Origin of the sequence: Mycobacterium arosiense ATCC BAA-1401 = DSM 45069, from assembly GCF_002086125.1 — a bacterium.
Taxonomy (GTDB): Bacteria; Actinomycetota; Actinomycetes; order Mycobacteriales; family Mycobacteriaceae; genus Mycobacterium; species Mycobacterium arosiense.
In genome coordinates this window covers 1-19880 of sequence record NZ_MVHG01000095.1, presented here as the reverse complement: position 1 = coordinate 19880, position 19880 = coordinate 1, and the positions used below count along the sequence as shown (strand labels likewise).

Genomic DNA, 19880 nt, shown 5'->3' with positions numbered 1-19880 from the left:
GGTTATGGCGCGCCCCCTCCCGGTTACGGGCCCCCGCCCGGCTACGGCGGGCCGCCCGGGCCCGCGTTCAGCGTGGGTGACGCGTTCGGCTGGGCCTGGAACACGTTCACCAAAAACGCTGTGGCGCTGATTGTTTCGGCCCTGGCCTACTCGGTGTTGATCGGCGTCGCCTCCTCCCTGATAGGCCTGAGCCAAGACCTGGGCACGACGGCGGCCGGCTCCGACGACGACTACTTCACCTTCACGACGAACCTCAACGGCAGCGGGCTGGCGCTGCTCATCGTCGGCTACCTGGTCGCGTACCTCGTGTCTGCGTTCGCCCACTCCGCCTTCCTGTCCGGCTGCCTGGATCTGGCCGACGGACGCCACGTGACCATCGGCTCGTTCTTCAAGCCGCGCAACTTCGCGATGGCGTATGTTGCCGCGCTGATCGTCGGCATTCTCACCTCGATCGGCTTGTCCCTCTGCCTAATTCCCGGCCTGATCGTGAGCCTGTTCGTGCAGTTCACCATCCTGTTCGTGGTCGACCGTTCCGAGTCGGCGCTGAAAGGCTTCAATTCCAGCTTTTCGCTCGTCGGCTCGAACTTCGCCAACGCACTGCTGGTGTGGTTGGTAATACTGGCGGCGGCCCTGGTCAGCCTGGTGACCTGCGGCCTCGGCGCTTTGGTGGCGGTTCCCCTCGGCGCGCTGGTTCTGACCTACGCCTACCGCAAGCTCTCCGGCGGTCATGTGGTCCCGGTGCAGCAGGCGGGGTACCAGTCGGGTCCGCCGCCGGGGCCCGCACCGGCCTAGCGCCGTACAGGTCTCGTAGCACGCCCGCCATCGCCGCGTTTGCGGTGCGCTGCGCCGGGGCGGCGCCTGTGATGGGATCGGCGATTATGAACATCGAAGTTGCGTCGGGTCACCACACCGGCGACGCCTTTGCCTGGCCGTTGCGGACATGACATTTGGCACGGGTGCACCGGCTGGGCCGGGCTCGATGGCGGGCACCGCGGGCTATGACGCCGACCGCCTGCTGGCCTCCTACCGTGCCGCGCGCGCCCAGCAAGCGCTGTTCGACCCGCGGCACGGCCCGGCCAGCGGCTACGACGAATTCGTCGACCGGGACGGCGATGTCCGCCCGGCGTGGGCCGAACTGGCCGACGCCGTCGCCGAGCGCGGTCGCGCCGGGCTGGACCGGTTGCGCTCGGTGGTGCACGATCTCATCGACAACGACGGCATCACCTACACCGACGTCGAACCGGGCGGCCGCGCCCAGGAACCCAGACCCTGGCAGCTGGACACCCTGCCGATAGTGCTGTCCGCGGCCGACTGGGAGGTGCTCGAGGCCGGCCTCCTGCAGCGGTCGCGGGTGCTCGACGCCGTGCTGACCGACCTGTACGGGCCGCGCCGCCTGCTCACCGAAGGCGTCCTGCCCCCGGAGCTGTTGTTCGGCCACCCCGGGTATGTCCGGGCGGCCAACGGCATCGAAATCCCGGGCCGCCACCAGCTTTTCATGCACGCCTGCGATGTCAGCCGAGGACCGGACGGTGCCTTCATGGTCAACGGCGACCGCACCCAGGCCCCGTCGGGCGCCGGGTACGCGCTGGCGGACCGGCGCGTCGTCGCACACTCGATGCCCGACCTCTACGAACGAATCGCGCCGCGCCCCACCACACCGTTCGCCCACGCGCTGCGGCTGGCGCTGATCGACGCCGCACCTGACGACGCCCAGGACCCCGTGGTGGTCGTGCTGTCGCCGGGCATCTACTCCGAGACCGCGTTCGACCAGGCGTATCTGGCCACCCTGCTGGGTTTTCCGATGGTGGAGAGCGCGGATCTGGTGGTGCGCGACGGCATGTTGTGGATGCGTTCGCTGGGCACCCTGAAACGTGTCGACGTGGTGCTGCGCCGGGTCGACGCCGACTTCACGGATCCGCTGGACCTGCGCGCCGACTCCCGGCTCGGGGTTGCGGGTCTGGTGGAGGCGCAGCACCGCGGGACGGTGACCGTCGTCAACACCCTGGGCAGCGGGATCCTGGAAAACCCTGGGCTGCTGCGCTTCCTGCCCGCGATGGCCGAGCACCTGCTGTCCGAAACCCTGCGGCTGCCCACCGCGCAGGTCTATTGGGGCGGCCTCGCCGCCGAACGCTCACACCTGCTGGCCAACCTGTCGTCGTTGTTGGTGAAGTCCACGGTGGGCTCGGAAACCCTTGTCGGACCGGAACTTTCGTCGAGACGGCTGGCGCGGCTGGCCGCGCGCATCGAGAAGACGCCGTGGCAGTGGATCGGCCAGGAGCTGCCGCAGTTCTCGTCCGCGCCGACCGACCACGCCGGCGTGTTGTCGTCGGCCGGGGTCGGCATCCGATTGTTCACCGTCGCCCAGCGCGGCGGTTACGCGCCGATGATCGGCGGCATCGGTTACGTGCTGGCGCCCGGTCCCGTCGCCTACGCGTTGAAAACCATTGCGGCGAAAGATGTCTGGGTGCGTCCCACCGAGCGCGCACACGCCGAGGCGATCAGCCTTCCGACGCCGGAGGCGCCGACGAAGACGGCCGCGGGCACCTGGGCCGTCAGCTCACCACGCGTGCTGTCCGACCTGTTCTGGATCGGCCGCTACGGTGAGCGCGCGGAAGGCATGGCGCGGCTGCTCATCGTCGCCCGCGACCGGTTCCACGTCTACCGTCACCATCAGCACAGCGAGGAAAGCGAATGCGTGCCGGTGCTGTTGACCGCGCTGGGCCGCATCACCGGCACCGACATCGCGGACGACAGCGACGGCGATCACGCCGAGATGATCGCCATCGCCCCGTCCACGTTGTGGTCGCTCACCGTCGATCCGTACCGGCCCGGCTCCCTGGTGCAATCGGTGGAGGGTTTGGCGCTGGCCGCCCGCGCGGTGCGCGACCAGATGTCCAACGACACCTGGATGGTGCTGGCCGCGGTGGAGCGCGCGTTGGCGTTGAAAAACGAACCGCCGGAATCGCTTTCGGAGGCCGACGCCCTGCTCACCGGGGCGCAGACCCAGACGCTGGCCGGCATGCTCACGCTGTCGGGGGTGGCCAACGAGTCGATGGTGCGCGACGTGGGCTGGACGATGATGGACGTCGGCAAGCGGATCGAACGCGGGCTGTGGCTGACGGCGCTGCTGCGGGCCACCCTGACCGTGGTCCGCGGCGCCGCGGCCGAACAGACCGTCATCGAGGCCACCCTGGTGGCGTGCGAGTCCTCGGTCATCTACCGGCGCCGCACGGTGGGCAAGGTCAGCGTGGCCGCCATGACCGACCTGATGTTGTTCGACGCGCAGAACCCGCGGTCGTTGCTGTACCAGTTGGAGCGGCTGCGGATCAACCTCAAGGAACTGCCCGGCTCGTCGGGCTCGTCGCGCCCGGAGCGGCTGGTGGACGAGATCGGCACCCTGCTGCGGCGGTCGCATCCCGCCGAGCTCGAACGGGTCGGCGACGACGGCCGCCGGGCCGAGCTGGCGGAGCTGCTCGATGCGGTGCACGGCGAGCTGCGCAACCTCGCCGACGTCATCACCGCCACCCAGCTGACGTTGCCCGGTGGCATGCAACCGCTGTGGGGCCCCGGCGTGCGACGGGTGATGCCGGCCTAGCCGGCGATCGCCGCGGGCCCCCTGGCCTCCGAGGTGATCTCGTCGATCACGGTGTGAATGAACTTCATCTTCTCCAGCACCGCGGCCGGCAGCACGAACGGGTAGAGGTCGTCGTGGCCCATCGACCGGTTCACCATGTTCAGCGACCACGACAACGGCAGCCACATGTCGATGATCGTCTGAAAAGCGCTGGGCCCCAAGACAGGCCGGTCGAAGGTCGCCGTCGCCGGCGCGAATCCGCACCAGGCCGAGGTGTCCAGCGCGTCGCGGATGTGCAGGTAGTGGGCGAACGTCTCGGCCCAGTCCTCGGCGGGATGCATGGTCGCATACGACGACACGAAGTCGTCCCGCCATCCCTGCGGCGGACCGTCGCTGTAGTGACGGTCCAGCGCCGCCTGGTAGTCGGCGTCGGGGTCGCCGAACAGCTCGTTGAACCGCGCCAGGTACTCGTTCGACGGGGCGATCAACCGGTAGAAGTAGTAGTGCCCGATCTCGTGGCGGAAGTGCCCGAGCAGGGTGCGGTAGGGCTCGTCCATCTCGACGCGCAGCTGCTCGCGATGCACGTCGTCGCCTTCGGCCAGATCCAGTGTGATGACGCCGTTGTCGTGTCCGGTCATCACCTTCTCTTCGGCGCTGGACAGCAGATGGAACGCCAGGCCCTGCTGCGGATCCGAGTCGCGGCCGATGATCGGCAGCTTCAGCTCGTGCAGCTCGACGATCAGCCGGCGCTTGGCCGCCTCGGCCCGGGCGAACTCGGCCAGCCCGGCGGTATCGGCGTCGTTGGGCCGCACCGTGGTCAGCGTGCACGACTCGCACAGCCGGCCGTCGTTGTTCTTGGGCACCAGCCAATTGCACTCGGCCAGGTGCAGATTGGCGCACAGCTGGTACTCGTCGGCGTCCACGGCGCCGGCGTGCTCGCCGTCGTCGCCTTTGGCGATCACCAGCAGGGCCAGCTGGTTGAGGGAGAAGCCCAGCGCGCTGCCGCACGACAGGCACGCTGAGTTCTCGAATGCCAGGCGCTGACCGCAGTTGGGGCAGTGGAAATCACGCATAAAGCACATCACCTTCAAAGGGCACCACGTCGACGGCGACGTCGATCACGCTGTGTTCTGAGTTGGTGTAAATGATCCCCCGCAGCGGCGGGACGTCGGCGTAGTCGCGTCCCCGGCCCACGACGATGTAGCGCTCGTCGACCATCTGGTCGTTGGTGGGATCGAGCCCCAGCCACTCGAAGTGGCCGGCCCGCTGGGGAGTCCACACCGCGGCCCAGGCGTGGGTGGCGTCGATGCCGATCATCCGATCCTTTCCGGGTGGCGCGTCGGTGGCCAGATATCCGGATACGTAACTGGCCGCCAGACCGTTGGCTCGCAGGCAAGCGATCGCCAGCCTGGCAAAGTCTTGGCATACCCCTTCCCGGGCGGTGAGAACCGCATTGACTCCGGTGGAAATCGTCGTCGATCCCGACCGGTAGGTGAAGTCGGTGAAGATGCGCGACGCCAGATCCCGCAGCACCTCGATCAAGGGACGTCCGGGGGTGAAGCTGGGCGCCGCGTAATCGCGGACCTCGTCGGTGATCTCGGGCGGATTCAGGTCCAGGGTGAACTCGGTCGCCAGCGCCCCGTCGCGCCCCACCGGGCGGGCCGACTCCCACGGCCTCCTCGCCGGCCCGTCGCCGTAGAGCTCCGGTCCAGGCGGATAGACGTCGACGATCGAATCGCTGGTCACCTTCAGGGCGACGTGCGGCTCGGTCACATGGAAATAGGAGCTGGTGTTGCCGTAGCTGTCCTCGCTAGTGGAGCTGTCGGCGGGGGCCGGCTCGATGATCAGCCGATGCGCGACGCAGCGCTGCCGCAGCGAGTCGCGTGGGGTGAGGAATCCGCGACCGTACGAGCTGGTCACGACGTCGGAATAGCGGTACTCGGTGCGGTGGGTCACCCGATGGCGGCGGGCGGCCCCGCCCCCGTGTTCGCCTCGTTCTGCTGGCAAGCGCTTCGACCTCCTCGCCGCTGATCTCATCACATGCCGGCCGGTCGCGTGGGGTTCGCGAAGCGCGCGGTCGGCCTGGGTTTGCCGATCTGCGGCAATCGCGCCAAAACGAGAGCACAATCGTGTTGTGGCCACGTGGGGCGACGTCGCCCGCATCGTTGGTGAGCTGGCACTCACGTCCGAGCCGTCACCGCACGACTGGCGGGTCGGCAAGAAATTGCTGGCCTGGGAACGGCCGCTGCGGCCGTCGGAACGCGAGGCGCTGGAACGCAACGGGCCCCTTGCCCCGCAGGGCGACATCCTCGGTGTCCGGGTGTCCGACGAAGGGGTCAAGTTCGCGCTGATCGACGACGAACCGAGGGTCTACTTCACCACCCCGCATTTCGACGGCTATCCCGCTGTGCTGGTGAACCTGGCCAAGATCTCGGTCCGCGACCTCGAGGACCTGATCACCGAGGCGTGGCTGACCCAGGCGCCGCGCAAATTGGTCCAGGAGTTCCTGGCCGACTCGCGCTGATTCGCTCAGTGTCGAAGGTCGATGACCCGTTGCAGGTCATCGACGCAGGCGCCGACGGCGTCCGCGAGGATCACTTGCGCCTTCTCGCGGGCGCCGGACTGCAATTGCGCCGCGTGGTGGCGCGCCGAGGCCGTGTACGCGCAGGCGCCCGCGGGGTCGAGGTCGGCGAGCGCGGTCGCCGCCGCGAGCACCACCAGCACGGTGTGCACGGACTGCGGATGGGGGTCACGCCCGCCGCCTTCGCCGGGTGCGACGGCGCGGGCCAGTTGCAGCACCGAGCCGGCCAACAGGGCCACGTGTACGGCCTGGTGATCGCGCGCCTCGATCGCCTCGCGCAGCCCCCGGCGTCGCGGCGCGATGGTGACGACCTGGCGCGCGGTGGTGCGCGCCTCGAGCAGCCCGCTGAGCCGTTCGTGCACCCGGTCGACGGCCGTCAGCGGCCAATCCGGCGGCGGCGCCTTGCGTCCGGCGGCGAGGTCCGCCGCCCGCGACAACACGTCGTGCAGCACGCCGAGCACCTCGATGCGGGCATTGCGCAGTACTTTGCGCGGGTCGGCGGGGAACAGCAAAACGGCGAAGACGATGGCCACCGCGCCGCCGATCAGCGCGTCGAAGATGCGTTCAAACCCCACACCGCCGCGGTACAGGGCCAGCACCAGGATGGCCGACACCACCGTTTGGTTGGCGAACATCATCCCGTGCCCGATGAAGCCGCCCCCGATGAACACCGCCGCGCCCAGCGCCACCACGGCGGCGACCGCGATGGGCACGTCCCCCGGCCCCAGCAGCCCCTGCACCAGCGAGCCCACCCCGATGCCCAGGGTCACCCCGATCATCATCTGAATGGCGCGTTGCGCCCGGAGCACGTTGCTGGTCGACAACGACACCGCGGCGGCGATGGGCGCGAAGAACGGCTGCGGGTGCTCCAGCACGTCGTGGGCCAGATACCAGGACAGGCCCGCGGCCACCGCGGTCTGCACCAGGTTGAACCACACCGCGCGCAGCCGCTTACCGCCGGCACGCGCGACCGCGGCAGCCAGCGAGGGCACCGCCGGTCGCGAGGTGCGCACCGGCTAGGTCCGGTCCAACTCGAACAGCGGGATCACCCGGGTGGTCTTGGCCTGATACTCGGCGAAGCCCGGCGCGACGGCGGTGATCTTGTCGAAGAGGGCGGCCCGCTCGTCGGCGGGCAGCTCCCGGGCGGCGACATCGAACGCGTCCGTGCCGATCTCGACGCGCGCCTGCGGCTTGGCCCGCAGGTTGTGCGCCCAGGCCGGGTCCTTGGGCGCGCCGGCGAAGGAGCCGATGATGACGAGCTTTCCGTCGATGTCGAAATAGGCCAGCGGCGACACCCGGGGCTGACCCGACTTCGCGCCGGTGGTGTGGAGCAACAGCAGGTTGGCTCCCTCGAACTGGCCGCCGACCTTGCCGTCGTTGGCCCGGAACTCGTCGATGATGCTCTTGTTGAATGCGTTGACGGTCTCGGCGTCGGGGATTTGCGTCATGCCCGGTCAACCCTACCGGGCGTGACGTCTATTCCGGACCCCCACGGTTCAGATCGGCTCACCTCGGGCAGGATCTGCAGCATGGCCGATCAACCCGATGTGCGCAGCGACAAGATCACCGTGCCGCAACGCCTGGACGCCAATCACGTTCACGCCCTTGCGATGCAGAAGGCGCAACACAAGGTGCGACGGGGCCACAAGGTGCGCGATCTGCAACTCGGTGAGAGCAACCCGGTTGGCGGCCAGGACGTCGAATGGTCTTACACCTATCGGGTGGTGTAGGCGCGGATCAGGGGCCGGGCTTGACGTCTATGCCGGACTCCTTGCGCTGCTGGGGGGTGATCGGCGCGGGCGCCTCGGTGAGCGGGTCGACGCCGCCGCCGGTCTTCGGGAAGGCGATCACCTCGCGGATCGAGTCGACCCCGGACAGCAGCGCGTTGATCCGGTCCCAGCCGAAGGCGATCCCGCCGTGCGGGGGCGCGCCAAACGTGAACGCCTCCAACAGGAATCCGAACTTCTCGTCGGCCTCGGCGTGATCCAGGCCCATCACCGCGAACACCCGTTCCTGGATGTCGCGGCGGTGAATACGAATCGACCCGCCGCCGATCTCGTTGCCGTTGCAGACGATGTCGTAGGCGTCGGCGAGCACGTTGCCGGTATCGGTCTCGATGGCGTCTTCGTGGCCGGGCTTGGGCGAGGTGAACGCGTGATGCACGGCCGTCCACGCCCCGGAGCCCACGGCCACGTCGCCTGCGGCGGTCGCTTCGTCGGCGGGCTCGAACAGCGGCGGGTCCACCACCCAGACGAACGCCCAGGCGTTGGGATCGATCATGCCGAGTCGGTGGGCGATCTCACCGCGGGCCGCCCCCAGCAGGGCCCGCGACGGCTTCGGCGGGCCGGCCGAGAAGAAGACGCAGTCCCCCGGCTTGGCCCCGACGTGGGCGGCCAGCCCGTCCCGTTCGGCGTCGGACAGGTTCTTGGCGACCGGGCCCCCCAGCGTGCCGTCGTCGGCGATCAGCACGTACGCCAGTCCGCGGTGACCCCGCTGCTTGGCCCACTCCTGCCAGCCGTCCAGGGTGCGCCGCGGCTGTGACGCCCCGCCGGGCATCACCACCGCACCGACGTACGGTGCCTGGAAGACGCGAAATGTGGTGTCTTTGAAGAACTTTGTGCAGTCGACGAGCTCGAGGCCGAAGCGCAGGTCGGGCTTGTCGGAGCCGAATCGTCGCATCGCGTCGGCGTAGCTGATCCGCGGGAGGGGCGTCGGAATCTCATACCCGATCAACGCCCACAGCGCGGCCAGGATCTCCTCGGAGATGGCGATGATGTCCTCGGCGTCGACGAAGCTCATCTCGATGTCCAGCTGGGTGAACTCCGGCTGGCGGTCGGCGCGGAAATCCTCGTCGCGGTAGCAGCGGGCGATCTGGTAGTAGCGCTCCATGCCGGCCACCATCAGCAACTGCTTGAACAGCTGCGGGCTCTGCGGCAGGGCGTAGAACGAGCCGGGGTGCAGGCGGGCCGGCACCAGGAAGTCGCGGGCCCCCTCGGGGGTCGAGCGGGTGATCGTCGGGGTTTCGATCTCGACGAAGTCATGCTGCGCGAGCACCGAACGCGCCGCGGCATTCACCTTGGAGCGCAACCGAATCGCTTGGGCCGGCCCGTCGCGGCGCAGGTCGAGGTAGCGATACTTGAGCCGTAGCTCCTCGCCGGCGGGCTCGTCGAGCTGGAACGGCAGCGGCGCGCTCTCCCCCAGCACCGTCAGCGAGGCGGCGTTGACCTCGATGTCGCCGGTGGCGATCTCGGGGTTGGCGTTGCCCTCCGGGCGGATCTCGACCACACCGGTGACGGCGACGCAGAACTCGGCGCGCAGCCGGTGCGCCTGGGCCAGCACCTGCCCCTCCTCGAGGCCCTCGCGGAACACCACCTGGGCGATCCCGGAGGCGTCGCGCAGGTCGATGAAGATCACGCCTCCGTGATCGCGGCGGCGGGCCACCCAGCCCGCCAGCGTCACCTGCTGCCCGGCGTCGCTACTTCTCAGCGAACCCGCGGCATGACTGCGCAGCACGAAAGACTCCTCTTCACCTGGCCAGAACGAGTGCCCAGTCTAAAGGAGGTAATTTCGGTCGCATCGCCACAGACGCCCCCACCAACATCGCCCTGGTCGGTCCCGGCGCCGTCGGTACGACGGCCGCCGCGCTGCTGCATCGGGCGGGCCATCGGGTCGTGGTGTGCGGGCGCACCCCGCGCGACGGCATCGAACTGCGGCCCGACGGCGCCGACCCGATCGTCGTGCCGGGCCCCGTGCACACCGATCCGGCCGAGGTGACCGGGCCGGTGGATGTGGTGTTGCTGGCCGTCAAGGCCACCCAGAACGACGAGGCCGCCGCCTGGCTGGCCCGGCTGTGCGACGTCCACACCATCGTGGTGGTGCTGCAAAACGGCGTGGAGCAGGTCGAACAGGTGCAGCCGCACTGCCCGCGGTCGCCCGTCATCCCCGGGATCGTGTGGTATTCGGCCCAGATGCAGCCCGAGGGCTGGGTGCGGTTGCGCACCGAACCGGCCGTGGTGCTGCCCAGCGGGCCGTCGGCGCAGACCGTCGCGGAGCTGCTGCGCGGCGCCGGCTGCCGGGCGGACTGCGACCCCGACATCATCACCGCCGCCTGGCACAAGCTGCTCACCAACGCACTGGCCGGCTTCATGGCGCTGTCGCACCGCCGGTCCGGGATGTTTCGGCGCGACGACGTCGCCGCCCTGGCGCGGCGCTACGTCGCCGAGTGCCTGGCCGTCGCGCGGGCCGAGGGCGCCCGGCTGGCCGACGGTGTGGTCGACGAGCTGGTGGCCATGTTCCGCAACGTCGCCGAGGACATGGGCACGTCGATCCTGACCGACGCCGAACATCGGCGGCGGATGGAATGGGACATTCGCAACGGCGTGATCGTTCGCAAGGGCCGGGCCCACGGCTTGGCCACGCCGATCAGCGACGTGATAGTGCCCTTACTGGCCGCGGCCAGCGACGGCCCCGGCTAAGTTGTTGTCATGTCCCCCTGCGAACGCGTCGAGACCGGCAAGGTTAGGAGAGCGTCATGACCTTCAACGAGGGCATGCAGATCGACACCAGCAGCGCGTCGTCGTCCGGTGGGGGCGGGATGGGCATGGCCGTCGGGGGTGGCGGCCTGGGGCTGCTGATTCTCATCGGGGCGCTGTTTTTGGGCGTCGACCCCGGCCGCGTCATGAACTCCCCGCAGACCAACACCGGCGGGTACTCGGCGCCCGGCTTCGACCTGAGCCAGTGCAAAACCGGCGCCGACGCCAACAAGTACGTGCAGTGCCGGGTGGTGGCCACCGGCAACTCGGTGGACGCGGTGTGGCACCAGCTGTTGCCGGGTTACACCCGTCCCCGTGTCCGGCTGTTCACGGGATCGGTGGAGACCGGCTGCGGACACGCGACCACCGCCGTCGGGCCGTTCTACTGCCCGGTGGACAAGACGGCGTATTTCGACACCGACTTCTTCAAGGAGCTGGTCGACCGATTCGGTTCCAGCGGTGGGCCATTCGCCCAGGAGTACGTGGTCGCCCACGAATACGGCCACCACGTGCAGCAGCTGCAGGGTCTGCTCGGCCGCTCGCAGCAGGGCGCGCAGGGCGCCGGCGGTAACGGCGTGCGCACCGAGCTACAGGCCGATTGCTACGCCGGTATCTGGGCGCACTACGCCTCCACGGTCAAGCAGGAGAGCACCGGCGTCCCCTATCTGGAGCCGTTGAGCGACAAGGACATTGCCGATGCGCTGTCGGCCGCGGCCTCGGTGGGCGATGACCGCATCCAGAGGCAGGCCACCGGCCGGGTAAACCCCGAGTCGTGGACGCACGGCTCGTCGGAGCAACGGCAGCACTGGTTCACCGTCGGCTACCAGACCGGTGACCCGAAGAAGTGTGACACCTTCTCGGCCCCCGACTTGGGTTAGGCCTGGGCCAGCAGGCCCCGCAGCTCGGCGCGGCCCTGCTCGTCGAGCGGCAGCAGCGGCGCGCGCGGGTCGCCGACCGGGAAGTCGAGCAGCTCCAGGCCGGCCTTCACGGTGGTGGCCAATCCGCCGGCGACGATGTAGCTGAGCAACGGCTTGAGGTCGTCGTAAAGCTTCTGGGCGGTGTCGAGGTCTTGCGCACGCACCGCCTCGTACAGGTCGATGCAAGGTTGTGGTCGCAGATTCGGTGCGGCCGTGCACCATCCGGACGCCCCGGCCTTCAGGGCGTCGAGCACCAGCGGGTTGCTCCCGTTGTAGAAGGGCAGCCGGTTGCCGGACAGTTCGGCGATGCGCTGCATGCGGGTCAGGTCACCGGTGGATTCCTTGACCATGGTGACGTTGTCGATGCTGTCGAACATCCGCACCAGCAACTCGGGCGGCATGTCGACACCGCTGGTGGCCGGGTTGTTGTAGGCCATGATCGGGATCGAGATGGCGTCGCTGATGTTGCGGTAGTGCTGGAAGATCTCCCGCTCGGTGAGCTTCCAGTAGGACACCGGCAGGATCATCACCGCGTCGGCCCCGGCCTGTTGGGCGTAGGTGGCGCGCCGAATGGTCTTGGCGGTGGTCACATCTGACACACCGATGATCACCGGGACCCGGGCCGCGACCGTGGCGATGGTGGTGTCGACGACGGCGTCGAACTCGGGCTCTTCGAGGTACGCCAGTTCGCCGGTGCTGCCCAGCGGCGCGATCGCGTGCACACCGGCGGACACGAGCCGCTGGACCAGCGCGGCCAGCCGATCGGTGTCAATCCCTTTGTTGCCGAAGGGCGTAACCGGGTACGCGATGATGCCGTGGATCTTGGGCTCGGTCATAGGGCGGCTCCTTGACTTGTCAACACGTCGGGATGCCGGGCCAGGGCCCGACGGGCATAGTAGGCGAAGTTGGCGCGGCTGCGCTGCGGCGACAGCGTCCAGTCATGGGCCTCGCGGGCCAGTTCCTCGGGCAGCTCCTGGACGGTGCCGGCGGCCATCGCGGTCAACTGCAGTTTGGCGGCGCGCTCGATGAGGATTCCCAGCGAGCAGGCCTCCTCGACGCTGGCCCCCGCGATCACGTGGCCGTGGTGCGCCAGCAGGACGGCCTTCTTGTCCCCGAGGGCCGCGCTGATGATCTCGCCCTCTTCGTTGCCGACCGGCACCCCCGGCCATTTCGGCAAGAACGCACAGTCGCCGTAGAGCGGGGTGGTGTCCATGTGGGAGACGATCAGCGGGACTTCGAGCATCGACAGCGCCGCCACGTGGAACGCGTGGGTGTGCACGATGCACTGGACGTCTGGCCGGGCGCGATAGATCCAGCTGTGAAAACGGTTGGCGGGGTTGGCGATTCCGTCCCCGTCGAGGACGTTGAGGTCCTCGTCGACCAGCAGCAGGTTGGCGTCGGTGATCTCGTCGAACCCCAGGCCGAGCCGCTGGGTGTAGTACGTGCCGTCGGCCTCGGCGCGGGCGGTGATCTGCCCGGCCAGCCCGGAGTCGTGCCCGGCGTCGAACAGCGCCCGACAGGTCAAGGCCAGCTTCTGCCGGGTGGTCAACCGCGAGTCGGCGACGTTCGCCGTCAACTGCTCGGCGGCCCGGCGCATCAATTCGGACTTCGACTCGGTGAACGTGCTGGCCATAAAGGGCTCCCTCGGCGATATGACAGAATAGTATCACTATAGGAAACCTTGTGTCATGAGAGGGGCGGCCCGTGACCGCACTGCTGCGCGCGGTCCGCAAGCAACGCGGCCTCACCCTGGAGGAGTTGGCCCGGCAGACCGGGCTGACCAAGAGCTACCTGTCCAAGATCGAACGCCGGTGCAGCACACCGTCGATCGCGGTGGCCCTCAAGGTCGCCAAGGCCCTCGACGTCGACGTGGGGCGGCTGTTCTCCGAGGAGACGGCGCAGGAGAAGATCACGGTCGAGCGCGGCACCGGCGATGCCGCGGGTGAGCGCTACCGGGTGCTCGCCTCGTCGCTGCTGGGAAAGTCGATGTCGCCGTTCATGGTTCGTCCGACCGAGCAGCTTGCCGACGATCCCCATCCCGAACATGCCGGGCAGGAGTTCATGTTCGTACACACCGGAACGGTCGAACTCGACTACGGGGACCAGACGTTCACGCTCGAGCCGGGCGACAGCGCCTATTTCGACGCATCGGTGAGCCATAAGATCCGGGCGGTCGGCGCCGATCGCGCCGAGGTCGTCGTCGTCGCCCATGCCGAGCCTGGCGCTCGTGGCACCCGCGACATGTTCGTGTCTTAGACTGCTAGCCCCTAGCTCTTCCCCCCGCAGGACGCGAAAGGCGTTGCCGTATGGCCTCAACGCACGCCGAGGACCGGCAGGCGTCCGCCTGGGCACCCTTGCGCAATCGCGTGTTCCGCGCGTTGTTCATCGCGCAGTTCGTCTCCAACGTCGGGACCTGGATGCAAAGCGTCGCGGCGCAATGGTTCCTGATCGAAGACCACAGTAGTGCCGTCATCGTGGCCCTGGTGCAGACCGCGAGCCTGGGACCGACGCTGCTGCTGGGACTGTTCGCCGGGGCGCTGGCCGACCTCTTCGACCGGCGGCGACTGCTGATCTTTTTGCAGTCGTATGCGGTCCTGGTGACGCTGGCCCTGGCCGTGCTGACCTTCCTCGGCACCCTTACCGCGACGTCACTGTTGCTGTTCACCTTGGCGGTCGGCTTCGCCTCCGCCCTGACCGCACCGGCCTGGCAGGCCATTCAACCCGAGGTCGTCACGCGCGAGCAGATTCCGGCCGCGGCGACGCTGGCCAGCGTGTCGGTGAACATCGCCCGCGTGGTCGGGCCCGCGATCGGCGGCGTGGTGCTGGCGGCGACCGGCCCGGGAGCCGTCTTCGCCATCAACGCGATATCGTTCGCCGGCATCATCGTCGCCCTGGCCGCGTGGCGCCGACCCAAGCAAGAGCCGCCCGTCGAACGGGAGCATTTCAGCCAGGCCATCGTCACCGGCTTCCGCTACGTCGCCAACGGCCCCATTTTCCGCAGGATCCTCCTGCGCACCGCCCTTTTCGTGTTTCCCGCTTCGGCGCTGCTGGCGCTGCTGCCGGTGGCCGCCGCCGACCGGTGGCACCTGAAGGCCGGTGGCTACGGCGTGGCATTGGGCGCCATCGGCTTTGGCGCGGTACTGGCCGTCGCGGTTCCCGCGCCGCTGCGCCAGAAGGTGCCACCCAACGCGCTGCTGGCCATTTCGGCCGCCGCCTACGCGCTCGCGCCGCTCGCCGTGGTGTGGCTGCCGTTCGCGGCGGCGGCGCCGTTTCTGGTGCTGTCCGGGACGACCTGGCTGATCACGTTGACGACGCTGAACGCCGCGGCGCAACTTCACCTGCCGCAATGGGTGCGGGCCCGCGGATTGTCCGTGTATCTACTGGTTTTCACGGGGTCCCAGGCATTCGGCTCGTACCTCTGGGGCGCGGTCGCCACTCGGGCGGGGCTCGAGCTCGCACTGATCGCGTCGGCCGCGTGCTTGGGTGCCGCCGCGCTCAGTGTCGCCGTTCTTCCGTTGCGCGCGGCCACCGGAAAGCTCAGCCGCGACATCTCCAGCGCTTGGCCGTCGCCCATGGTCGTCTTCGAACCCTGCCCCGACGACGGGCCGGTCCTGGTGGCCGTCCGCTACCGGGTGGCGGCGGACAAACTTCAAGATTTCGTCAAGGCGATGAGCGCGGTGCGGCGATCGCGGCTGCGCACCGGTGGACACAGCTGGCGGCTGTATCACAGCATCGAGGACCCGGACTCGGTCCTGGAGAGGTTCACGGTGCCCTCATGGACCGAGTTTTTACACCAGCACACCGAGCGCTGGCTGGAATCCGATCACGACGGCGTCGCGACCGCGGTGAGTTACACCGTCGACAGCGCACGTCGCCACGAGTATTACCTCGCGTTGCGGGTGCACCGATGACCGGGCTGAATTAGCTGGGTCGGCAGGTGACGGTGGTGGTCGCGTCCTGTTGGGCGACCACCTGGCCGTCCACGGCGATCTCGCAGTGGAACTGGGCGGGGCCGTTGCCCGAATCCGGCCAGTGCAGCATGCCGCTGGCAGTGATGCTGGCAAACTGCTTCGGGTTTGCCAGGGTGACGGTGTAGGTGACCGGCGCTCCGCCGCTGAGCGGGGCCTGCACGCTGGTCGAGAACTTCGACGGGTCCGCGGTGAAAGCGGCCTGGCTGGGCGGGTCGGCATTCACGTAGGAGACGTTGGCGGTCAGGTTGTTGGGGCTGGTCACGGTGTAGGTCACCTGGTGGCCATCCGCATGCGCCGTCGCCGGCGCCAGCCCAGCCCCCGCCGCCGCTGCCAGAAATGTCGCTGAGATCGCGCTTGCTGTCCTTTGCACGTTCGTCATATCGGAAACGCTACCGGATTCGTTAGCGACGGTTCGCTGTTTACCCGCCGCTGTGCCCGCGGTTGCCCGGCTCCGGTATGAAGCAAGCATGAGCGATGACCCCACTGAGGTGACCCGCCGCCGGTTGCTGACGACCGGGGCGGTGTCGGCCGCCCTCGGGGTGGGCCTGGGGGGCGGTGCCACGCTGCTGTGGTCGAGCCCGCGGGGCCCGATGGCCTGGCTGCAGCCCGATCGCCGTGGCGCACCGCCGGTCGGTGGGCTGCACCTGCAGTTCGGGAAGAACGCCGGCACCGAAGTGGTGGTGTCCTGGCACACCACCGACGCGGTCCGCAATCCGCGCGTCCTGCTCGGGACACCGGCATCGGGATTCGGGCGCACGGTGGCCGCCGAAACCCGCACCTACCGGGATGCGAAGTCGGGCACCGAGGTTCGCGTCAACCACGCCCGGCTGACCGACCTCACCCCGGACACCGACTACGTCTACGCCGCGGTGCACGACGGCGCGGAACCCGAGCAGGGCACCGTGCGCACCGCACCGGCGGGCCGAAAACGACTGCTGTTCACCAGCTTCGGTGACCAGTCCACTCCGGCACTGGCCAAGATGCCCGACGGCAGGTACGCCACCGACAACATCGGCTCGCCGGCCGCGGCCGACACCACCATGGCGATCGAACGGATGGGCCCGCTGTTCAACCTGATCAACGGCGACCTGTGCTACGCCAACCTGGCCCGAGACCGGGTGCGTACCTGGTCGAACTGGTTCGAGAACAACACCCGCTCGGCGCGCTACCGGCCCTGGATGCCGGCGGCGGGCAACCACGAGAATGAATTGGGTAACGGGCCAATCGGTTACGGCGCCTATCAGGCCTATTTCGCGGTGCCCGATTCCGGCTCGAGTCCCGAGACCCGCGGCTTGTGGTATTCGTTCACCGCCGGTTCGGTGCGGGTGATCAGTCTGAGCAACGACGACGTCGCCTTCCAGGACGGCGGCAACTTCTACGTGCACGGCTACTCCGGTGGCGAGCAAAAGCGCTGGCTTGCAAACGAACTCGCCGCGGCCCGGCGGGAGCCGGATATCGACTGGGTCGTCGTGTGCATGCACCAGACGGCGATCTCCACCGCCGACAAGACCAACGGCGCCGACCTCGGCATCCGCGAGGAATGGCTGCCGCTGTTCGACCAGTACGGGGTCGATCTGGTGGTGTGCGGTCACGAACACCACTACGAACGCTCGCACCCGTTGCGCGGCACGCTGGGCACCGACACCCGCACGCCGATACCCGTCGACACCCGAAACGATGTCATCGACGCGACCCGCGGAACGGTGCACATGGTCATCGGTGGGGGCGGCACCTCGGCGCCGAGCAACGCGATGTTCTTCCCCGATCCCCGGTGCCGCGTGGTGACCGGCGTGGGCGCGTTCGATCCCGGGCTGGGCCGCAAGGCCCCAGTCTACGTGATCGAGGATGCGCCGTGGTCGGCATTTCGCGATCGCGAGAACCCCTATGGCTTCGCGGCTTTCGAGGTTGATCCGGGCCAACCCGGCGGCAACACCTCGATCAAGGCGACGCACTACGCGCTGCGCGGCCCGTTCGGTGAGGTCGCCGTGATCGACGAATTCACGCTCGCCAAGCCCCGCGGCGACAAGGCCGGTTAGCCCGGCCCAGCAACATGGCCACAGGTGGCACCGGGATCGAATCACCATCCGTGGTGGGCGTTCCCGCGCCGGCGGCGCCGAAAAACTCACCTGCTGCTGCAGGATCTGCTCATGGCCCGCCTGCGCGACATCACCGAAGACGGGCGCTGCGAAACGCGGAGCCCGAGGTTCAAAACAACGTCGGCTGAATCGCTTCCGGCGCCGGCGCGACCGAGACGGCCCGGCCGAACGGCCGGTGGTCGCCGGCCAGCCGATGCTTGGCGACCAACGGGGCGGCCCGCCGCCGCAGCGTTTCGCGATAGTCCTGGGGCAGGTAGGCGCCGCGCCGGTACAGCTCGCGATAGCGGCCGACCAGCTCGGGATGCGAGCGCGCCAGCCACGCCATGAACCATCCCCGGGTCGAGCTGCGCAGATGCAGGCCGAACACCGTGACGCTGCTGGCACCGGCCGCCGCGATCTGGCCGAGCAGCCCGTCTAGCTGCTCGACCGAATCGGTGAGATACGGCAGCACCGGCGCGACCATCACATGACAGTCCAGCCCGGCGGCCCGGATAGCGCTGATCAGGCCCAGCCGGGCCTGGGGTGTGGGTGTGCCGGGCTCGACGTCCTTGTGTAACTGTGGATCGCCGACGGCCAGCGACACCGCCACCGACACCGGAACCTGTGCGGCGGCATCCGCGACCAGCGGCAGGTCGCGCCGCAGCAGCGTGCCCTTGGTCAGGATCGACAGCGGCGTGCCGGATTCCGCCAGGGCGCCGATGATGCCCGGCATCAGCGCGTAGCGCCCCTCGGCCCGCTGGTACGGGTCGGTGTTGGTGCCCAGGGCGACGGTCTCGCGCTGCCAGGACGGTCGGCGCAGTTCGCGGCGCAGCACCTCGACCACGTTGGTCTTGACGACGACCTGGGTGTCAAAGTCGTTGCCGCAGTCCAGCTCCAGATATTCGTGGGTGGGCCGGGCGAAACAATATCGGCAGGCGTGCGAGCAGCCACGGTAGCCGTTGACGGTATAGCGGAACGGGAGCGCCGCCGCGTTCGGCACCTTATTTAGCGCGGATTTGCACACCACCTCATGGAAGGTGATGCCGTCGAACTGCGGCGAGCGCACGCTGCGCAGAAAGCCGATGCGTTGCAGCCCCGGCAGCGCCCCGTCCTCGACCGGTGTGCCGTTGACCGCGACGGCTTGATTTGCCCACCGCATACCGGCTATTCGAACATTAGTTCGAGGTCGAGTCAAGTGCGGGTTGTGGTCGTAGGGTGAGCGGCGAACCGTATCGCCCCCACGTCGCTGCGAGGACCGATGACCGAACGCATTGAGACCTCCCGCGCCATCGCCGCACCCGCGCACGCGATCTTCGCCGTGCTGTGCGATCCGCAGGGCCACGTCGCGATCGACTCGACCGGGATGCTGCAAGGCGCGGAGGGCGACCCGGTGCGCGCGGTCGGCGACCGGTTCGTCGTTCACATGGACCGCGAATCATTGAACGATTTCCCGGAATTGGGCAGATACGACGTCACCGTCGACATCAAGGAGTTCGAGCGGGATCGCCTGATCGCGTGGACGGTCCTCGGTCAGATCCAGCCGCCGATCGGCCATATCTACGGCTATGCGCTCACCCCCACCGAGGGCGGCTCGGCCACCGTCGTCACCTCGTTCTACGACTGGTCGAACATCGACCCGAAGTGGCGAGAGGCCGGCATTTTCCCCATTTTGTCCGAGGGTGCATTGCGCGCGACTTTGGGAATTCTCGACCGCACGGTGCGCCGCGGTTATCCGGGCGGTTGATCCGAGACCGCGCACGGCGCAAGTAAATCGATATTGGTTTTGTGCAACATTCGCACGGGTATTATCCGAGGGCCCCTCACGAAAGGATCCGTCATGTTGCACCAGGTGATTCTGGCAAGTTCGGCCCCGGTCGCGGCCGGCTTTATCCTCCGTGGCATCAAGGGAATTTTCGTCGCTATCGGCAGCATTATCGCCGCGATAATCTGCGGAGTCATCGCCATGATGAAGGGCCGCAATCCGCTGGGCTGGGGAATTCTTGGGCTGTTCTTTTCAATCCTGACGTTGATCGTCGTCATCATTATCCCCAGCAAGAAATAGCGCTTAGAACGGCGGCGGCTCCCCGTCGCCAACGGTATGGCCCGGCTCGGAACCCCAAGCGTACGAAAGCTTTTGAGCCTGACGCGCCATTCGGTTGTGCCGGCGTTCGGTGGCGATGCGCGCGGCGCGGTCTTGGGCGCGGGTGCGGCGGCGGGTGGGCATCATCGC

20 protein-coding genes are annotated in these 19880 nt (G+C 68.4%); 11 read left to right on the top strand and 9 right to left on the bottom strand.

All coding sequences use genetic code 11. The features are described 5' to 3' along the window. Both BST14_RS24025 and BST14_RS24020 read left to right on the top strand, forming a co-directional pair. On the top strand, positions 1-792 hold a 792-nt coding region (locus BST14_RS24025; RefSeq protein WP_211280800.1), incomplete at its 5' end, for a hypothetical protein. Between the two features lie 187 nt (positions 793-979). Next, positions 980-3595: a circularly permuted type 2 ATP-grasp protein gene (locus BST14_RS24020; protein WP_438502203.1), complete on the top strand. Its 2616-nt coding sequence runs from the start codon at positions 980-982 to the stop codon at positions 3593-3595. Here BST14_RS24020 and BST14_RS24015 read toward each other — a convergent pair. Then, positions 3592-4647 (bottom strand): zinc-binding metallopeptidase family protein, encoded by a 1056-nt coding sequence (locus BST14_RS24015; protein WP_083066831.1) that lies wholly within the window; start codon positions 4645-4647, stop codon positions 3592-3594. The genes BST14_RS24020 and BST14_RS24015 overlap by 4 nt on opposite strands. Further along, a complete protein-coding gene (locus BST14_RS24010) occupies positions 4640-5611 on the bottom strand; it encodes a transglutaminase family protein (RefSeq protein WP_083066830.1) in 972 nt (323 codons plus the stop codon). Before BST14_RS24010 ends, BST14_RS24015 begins: the two co-directional genes overlap by 8 nt. A gap of 97 nt (positions 5612-5708) precedes the next feature. Here BST14_RS24010 and BST14_RS24005 point away from each other — a divergent pair, with 97 nt between their 5' ends. Beyond that, on the top strand, positions 5709-6098 hold the full coding sequence (locus BST14_RS24005; protein WP_083066829.1) for an MmcQ/YjbR family DNA-binding protein: 390 nt from the start codon (positions 5709-5711) through the stop codon (positions 6096-6098). Positions 6099-6103: 5 nt separating this feature from the next. Here BST14_RS24005 and BST14_RS24000 read toward each other — a convergent pair whose 3' ends face one another. Together BST14_RS24000 and BST14_RS23995 are read right to left on the bottom strand one after the other, a co-directional pair. Then, on the bottom strand, positions 6104-7168 hold the full coding sequence (locus BST14_RS24000) for an FUSC family protein (protein ID WP_083066828.1): 1065 nt from the start codon (positions 7166-7168) through the stop codon (positions 6104-6106). Positions 7169-7171: 3 nt separating this feature from the next. Further along, positions 7172-7603, bottom strand: a complete 432-nt coding sequence (locus BST14_RS23995) for a nitroreductase family deazaflavin-dependent oxidoreductase (RefSeq protein ID WP_083066827.1) — start codon at positions 7601-7603, stop codon at positions 7172-7174. An 81-nt stretch (positions 7604-7684) separates the two neighbouring features. Between BST14_RS23995 and BST14_RS23990 the strand changes: the two genes are divergently transcribed. Then, positions 7685-7885 (top strand): hypothetical protein, encoded by a 201-nt coding sequence (locus tag BST14_RS23990; protein ID WP_083066826.1) that lies wholly within the window; start codon positions 7685-7687, stop codon positions 7883-7885. A 7-nt stretch (positions 7886-7892) separates the two neighbouring features. Here the strand turns inward: BST14_RS23990 and aspS are convergent, their stop codons facing one another. Beyond that, on the bottom strand, positions 7893-9668 hold the full coding sequence (gene aspS / locus BST14_RS23985; RefSeq protein ID WP_083066825.1) for an aspartate--tRNA ligase: 1776 nt from the start codon (positions 9666-9668) through the stop codon (positions 7893-7895). 62 nt (positions 9669-9730) lie between these two features. Between aspS and BST14_RS23980 the strand changes: the two genes are divergently transcribed. Next, positions 9731-10630 carry an oxidoreductase gene (locus tag BST14_RS23980; protein ID WP_281252826.1) on the top strand — a complete coding sequence of 300 codons (900 nt, stop codon included), beginning with the start codon at positions 9731-9733 and terminating at the stop codon, positions 10628-10630. 56 nt (positions 10631-10686) lie between these two features. Further along, positions 10687-11565, top strand: coding sequence for a KPN_02809 family neutral zinc metallopeptidase (gene ypfJ / locus BST14_RS23975; protein ID WP_083066823.1), 879 nt, complete (start codon positions 10687-10689; stop codon positions 11563-11565). Here ypfJ and BST14_RS23970 read toward each other — a convergent pair. Further along, positions 11562-12440 (bottom strand): dihydrodipicolinate synthase family protein, encoded by an 879-nt coding sequence (locus BST14_RS23970; protein ID WP_083066822.1) that lies wholly within the window; start codon positions 12438-12440, stop codon positions 11562-11564. The two genes, ypfJ and BST14_RS23970, sit on opposite strands and share 4 nt — an antisense overlap. Further along, on the bottom strand, positions 12437-13237 hold the full coding sequence (locus BST14_RS23965) for an aldolase (protein ID WP_083066821.1): 801 nt from the start codon (positions 13235-13237) through the stop codon (positions 12437-12439). The genes BST14_RS23970 and BST14_RS23965 overlap by 4 nt, the downstream gene beginning before the upstream one ends. A 71-nt stretch (positions 13238-13308) precedes the next feature. Here BST14_RS23965 and BST14_RS23960 point away from each other — a divergent pair, with 71 nt between their 5' ends. After that, complete coding sequence (locus BST14_RS23960) at positions 13309-13860, top strand: helix-turn-helix domain-containing protein (protein WP_083066820.1); 552 nt, start codon at positions 13309-13311, stop codon at positions 13858-13860. A gap of 50 nt (positions 13861-13910) precedes the next feature. Further along, a complete protein-coding gene (locus BST14_RS23955) occupies positions 13911-15515 on the top strand; it encodes an MFS transporter (protein ID WP_083066819.1) in 1605 nt (534 codons plus the stop codon). 10 nt (positions 15516-15525) lie between these two features. On the opposite strand, the gene BST14_RS23950 is transcribed toward BST14_RS23955, so the two are convergent. Continuing rightward, positions 15526-15954: an Rv2576c family protein gene (locus tag BST14_RS23950; protein WP_083066818.1), complete on the bottom strand. Its 429-nt coding sequence runs from the start codon at positions 15952-15954 to the stop codon at positions 15526-15528. Positions 15955-16042: 88 nt separating this feature from the next. On the opposite strand from BST14_RS23950, the gene BST14_RS23945 reads away from it, so the two are divergent. Continuing rightward, positions 16043-17611 (top strand): purple acid phosphatase family protein, encoded by a 1569-nt coding sequence (locus BST14_RS23945; RefSeq protein ID WP_083066817.1) that lies wholly within the window; start codon positions 16043-16045, stop codon positions 17609-17611. 169 nt (positions 17612-17780) lie between these two features. Here the strand turns inward: BST14_RS23945 and BST14_RS23940 are convergent, their stop codons facing one another. Further along, complete coding sequence (locus BST14_RS23940; RefSeq protein ID WP_083066816.1) at positions 17781-18809, bottom strand: Rv2578c family radical SAM protein; 1029 nt, start codon at positions 18807-18809, stop codon at positions 17781-17783. 99 nt (positions 18810-18908) lie between these two features. Here BST14_RS23940 and BST14_RS23935 point away from each other — a divergent pair, with 99 nt between their 5' ends. Continuing rightward, complete coding sequence (locus BST14_RS23935) at positions 18909-19394, top strand: SRPBCC family protein (RefSeq protein WP_083066815.1); 486 nt, start codon at positions 18909-18911, stop codon at positions 19392-19394. A 93-nt stretch (positions 19395-19487) separates the two neighbouring features. Then, the gene (locus BST14_RS23930) at positions 19488-19712 is read left to right on the top strand and encodes a deoxyribodipyrimidine photolyase (protein WP_083066833.1); all 225 of its coding nucleotides are present in this window, start codon (positions 19488-19490) and stop codon (positions 19710-19712) included. Positions 19713-19880: the final 168 nt, after the last annotated feature.

Bases quoted from the DNA above. Each gene is read 5' to 3' on its own strand.
- BST14_RS23995 (WP_083066827.1), bottom strand. From the start codon at position 7,603: ATGACGCAAATCCCCGACGCCGAGACCGTCAACGCATTCAACAAGAGC.
- BST14_RS23935 (WP_083066815.1), top strand. From the start codon at position 18,909: ATGACCGAACGCATTGAGACCTCCCGCGCCATCGCCGCACCCGCGCAC.
- BST14_RS24015 (WP_083066831.1), bottom strand. From the start codon at position 4,647: ATGCGTGATTTCCACTGCCCCAACTGCGGTCAGCGCCTGGCATTCGAG.
- BST14_RS23940 (WP_083066816.1), bottom strand. From the start codon at position 18,809: ATGCGGTGGGCAAATCAAGCCGTCGCGGTCAACGGCACACCGGTCGAG.
- BST14_RS24010 (WP_083066830.1), bottom strand. From the start codon at position 5,611: ATGAGATCAGCGGCGAGGAGGTCGAAGCGCTTGCCAGCAGAACGAGGC.
- BST14_RS23990 (WP_083066826.1), top strand. From the start codon at position 7,685: ATGGCCGATCAACCCGATGTGCGCAGCGACAAGATCACCGTGCCGCAA.
- BST14_RS23930 (WP_083066833.1), top strand. From the start codon at position 19,488: ATGTTGCACCAGGTGATTCTGGCAAGTTCGGCCCCGGTCGCGGCCGGC.
- BST14_RS23955 (WP_083066819.1), top strand. From the start codon at position 13,911: ATGGCCTCAACGCACGCCGAGGACCGGCAGGCGTCCGCCTGGGCACCC.
- ypfJ (WP_083066823.1), top strand. From the start codon at position 10,687: ATGACCTTCAACGAGGGCATGCAGATCGACACCAGCAGCGCGTCGTCG.
- BST14_RS23950 (WP_083066818.1), bottom strand. From the start codon at position 15,954: ATGACGAACGTGCAAAGGACAGCAAGCGCGATCTCAGCGACATTTCTG.
- BST14_RS24020 (WP_438502203.1), top strand. From the start codon at position 980: ATGGCGGGCACCGCGGGCTATGACGCCGACCGCCTGCTGGCCTCCTAC.
- BST14_RS23945 (WP_083066817.1), top strand. From the start codon at position 16,043: ATGAGCGATGACCCCACTGAGGTGACCCGCCGCCGGTTGCTGACGACC.
- BST14_RS23965 (WP_083066821.1), bottom strand. From the start codon at position 13,237: ATGGCCAGCACGTTCACCGAGTCGAAGTCCGAATTGATGCGCCGGGCC.
- BST14_RS23970 (WP_083066822.1), bottom strand. From the start codon at position 12,440: ATGACCGAGCCCAAGATCCACGGCATCATCGCGTACCCGGTTACGCCC.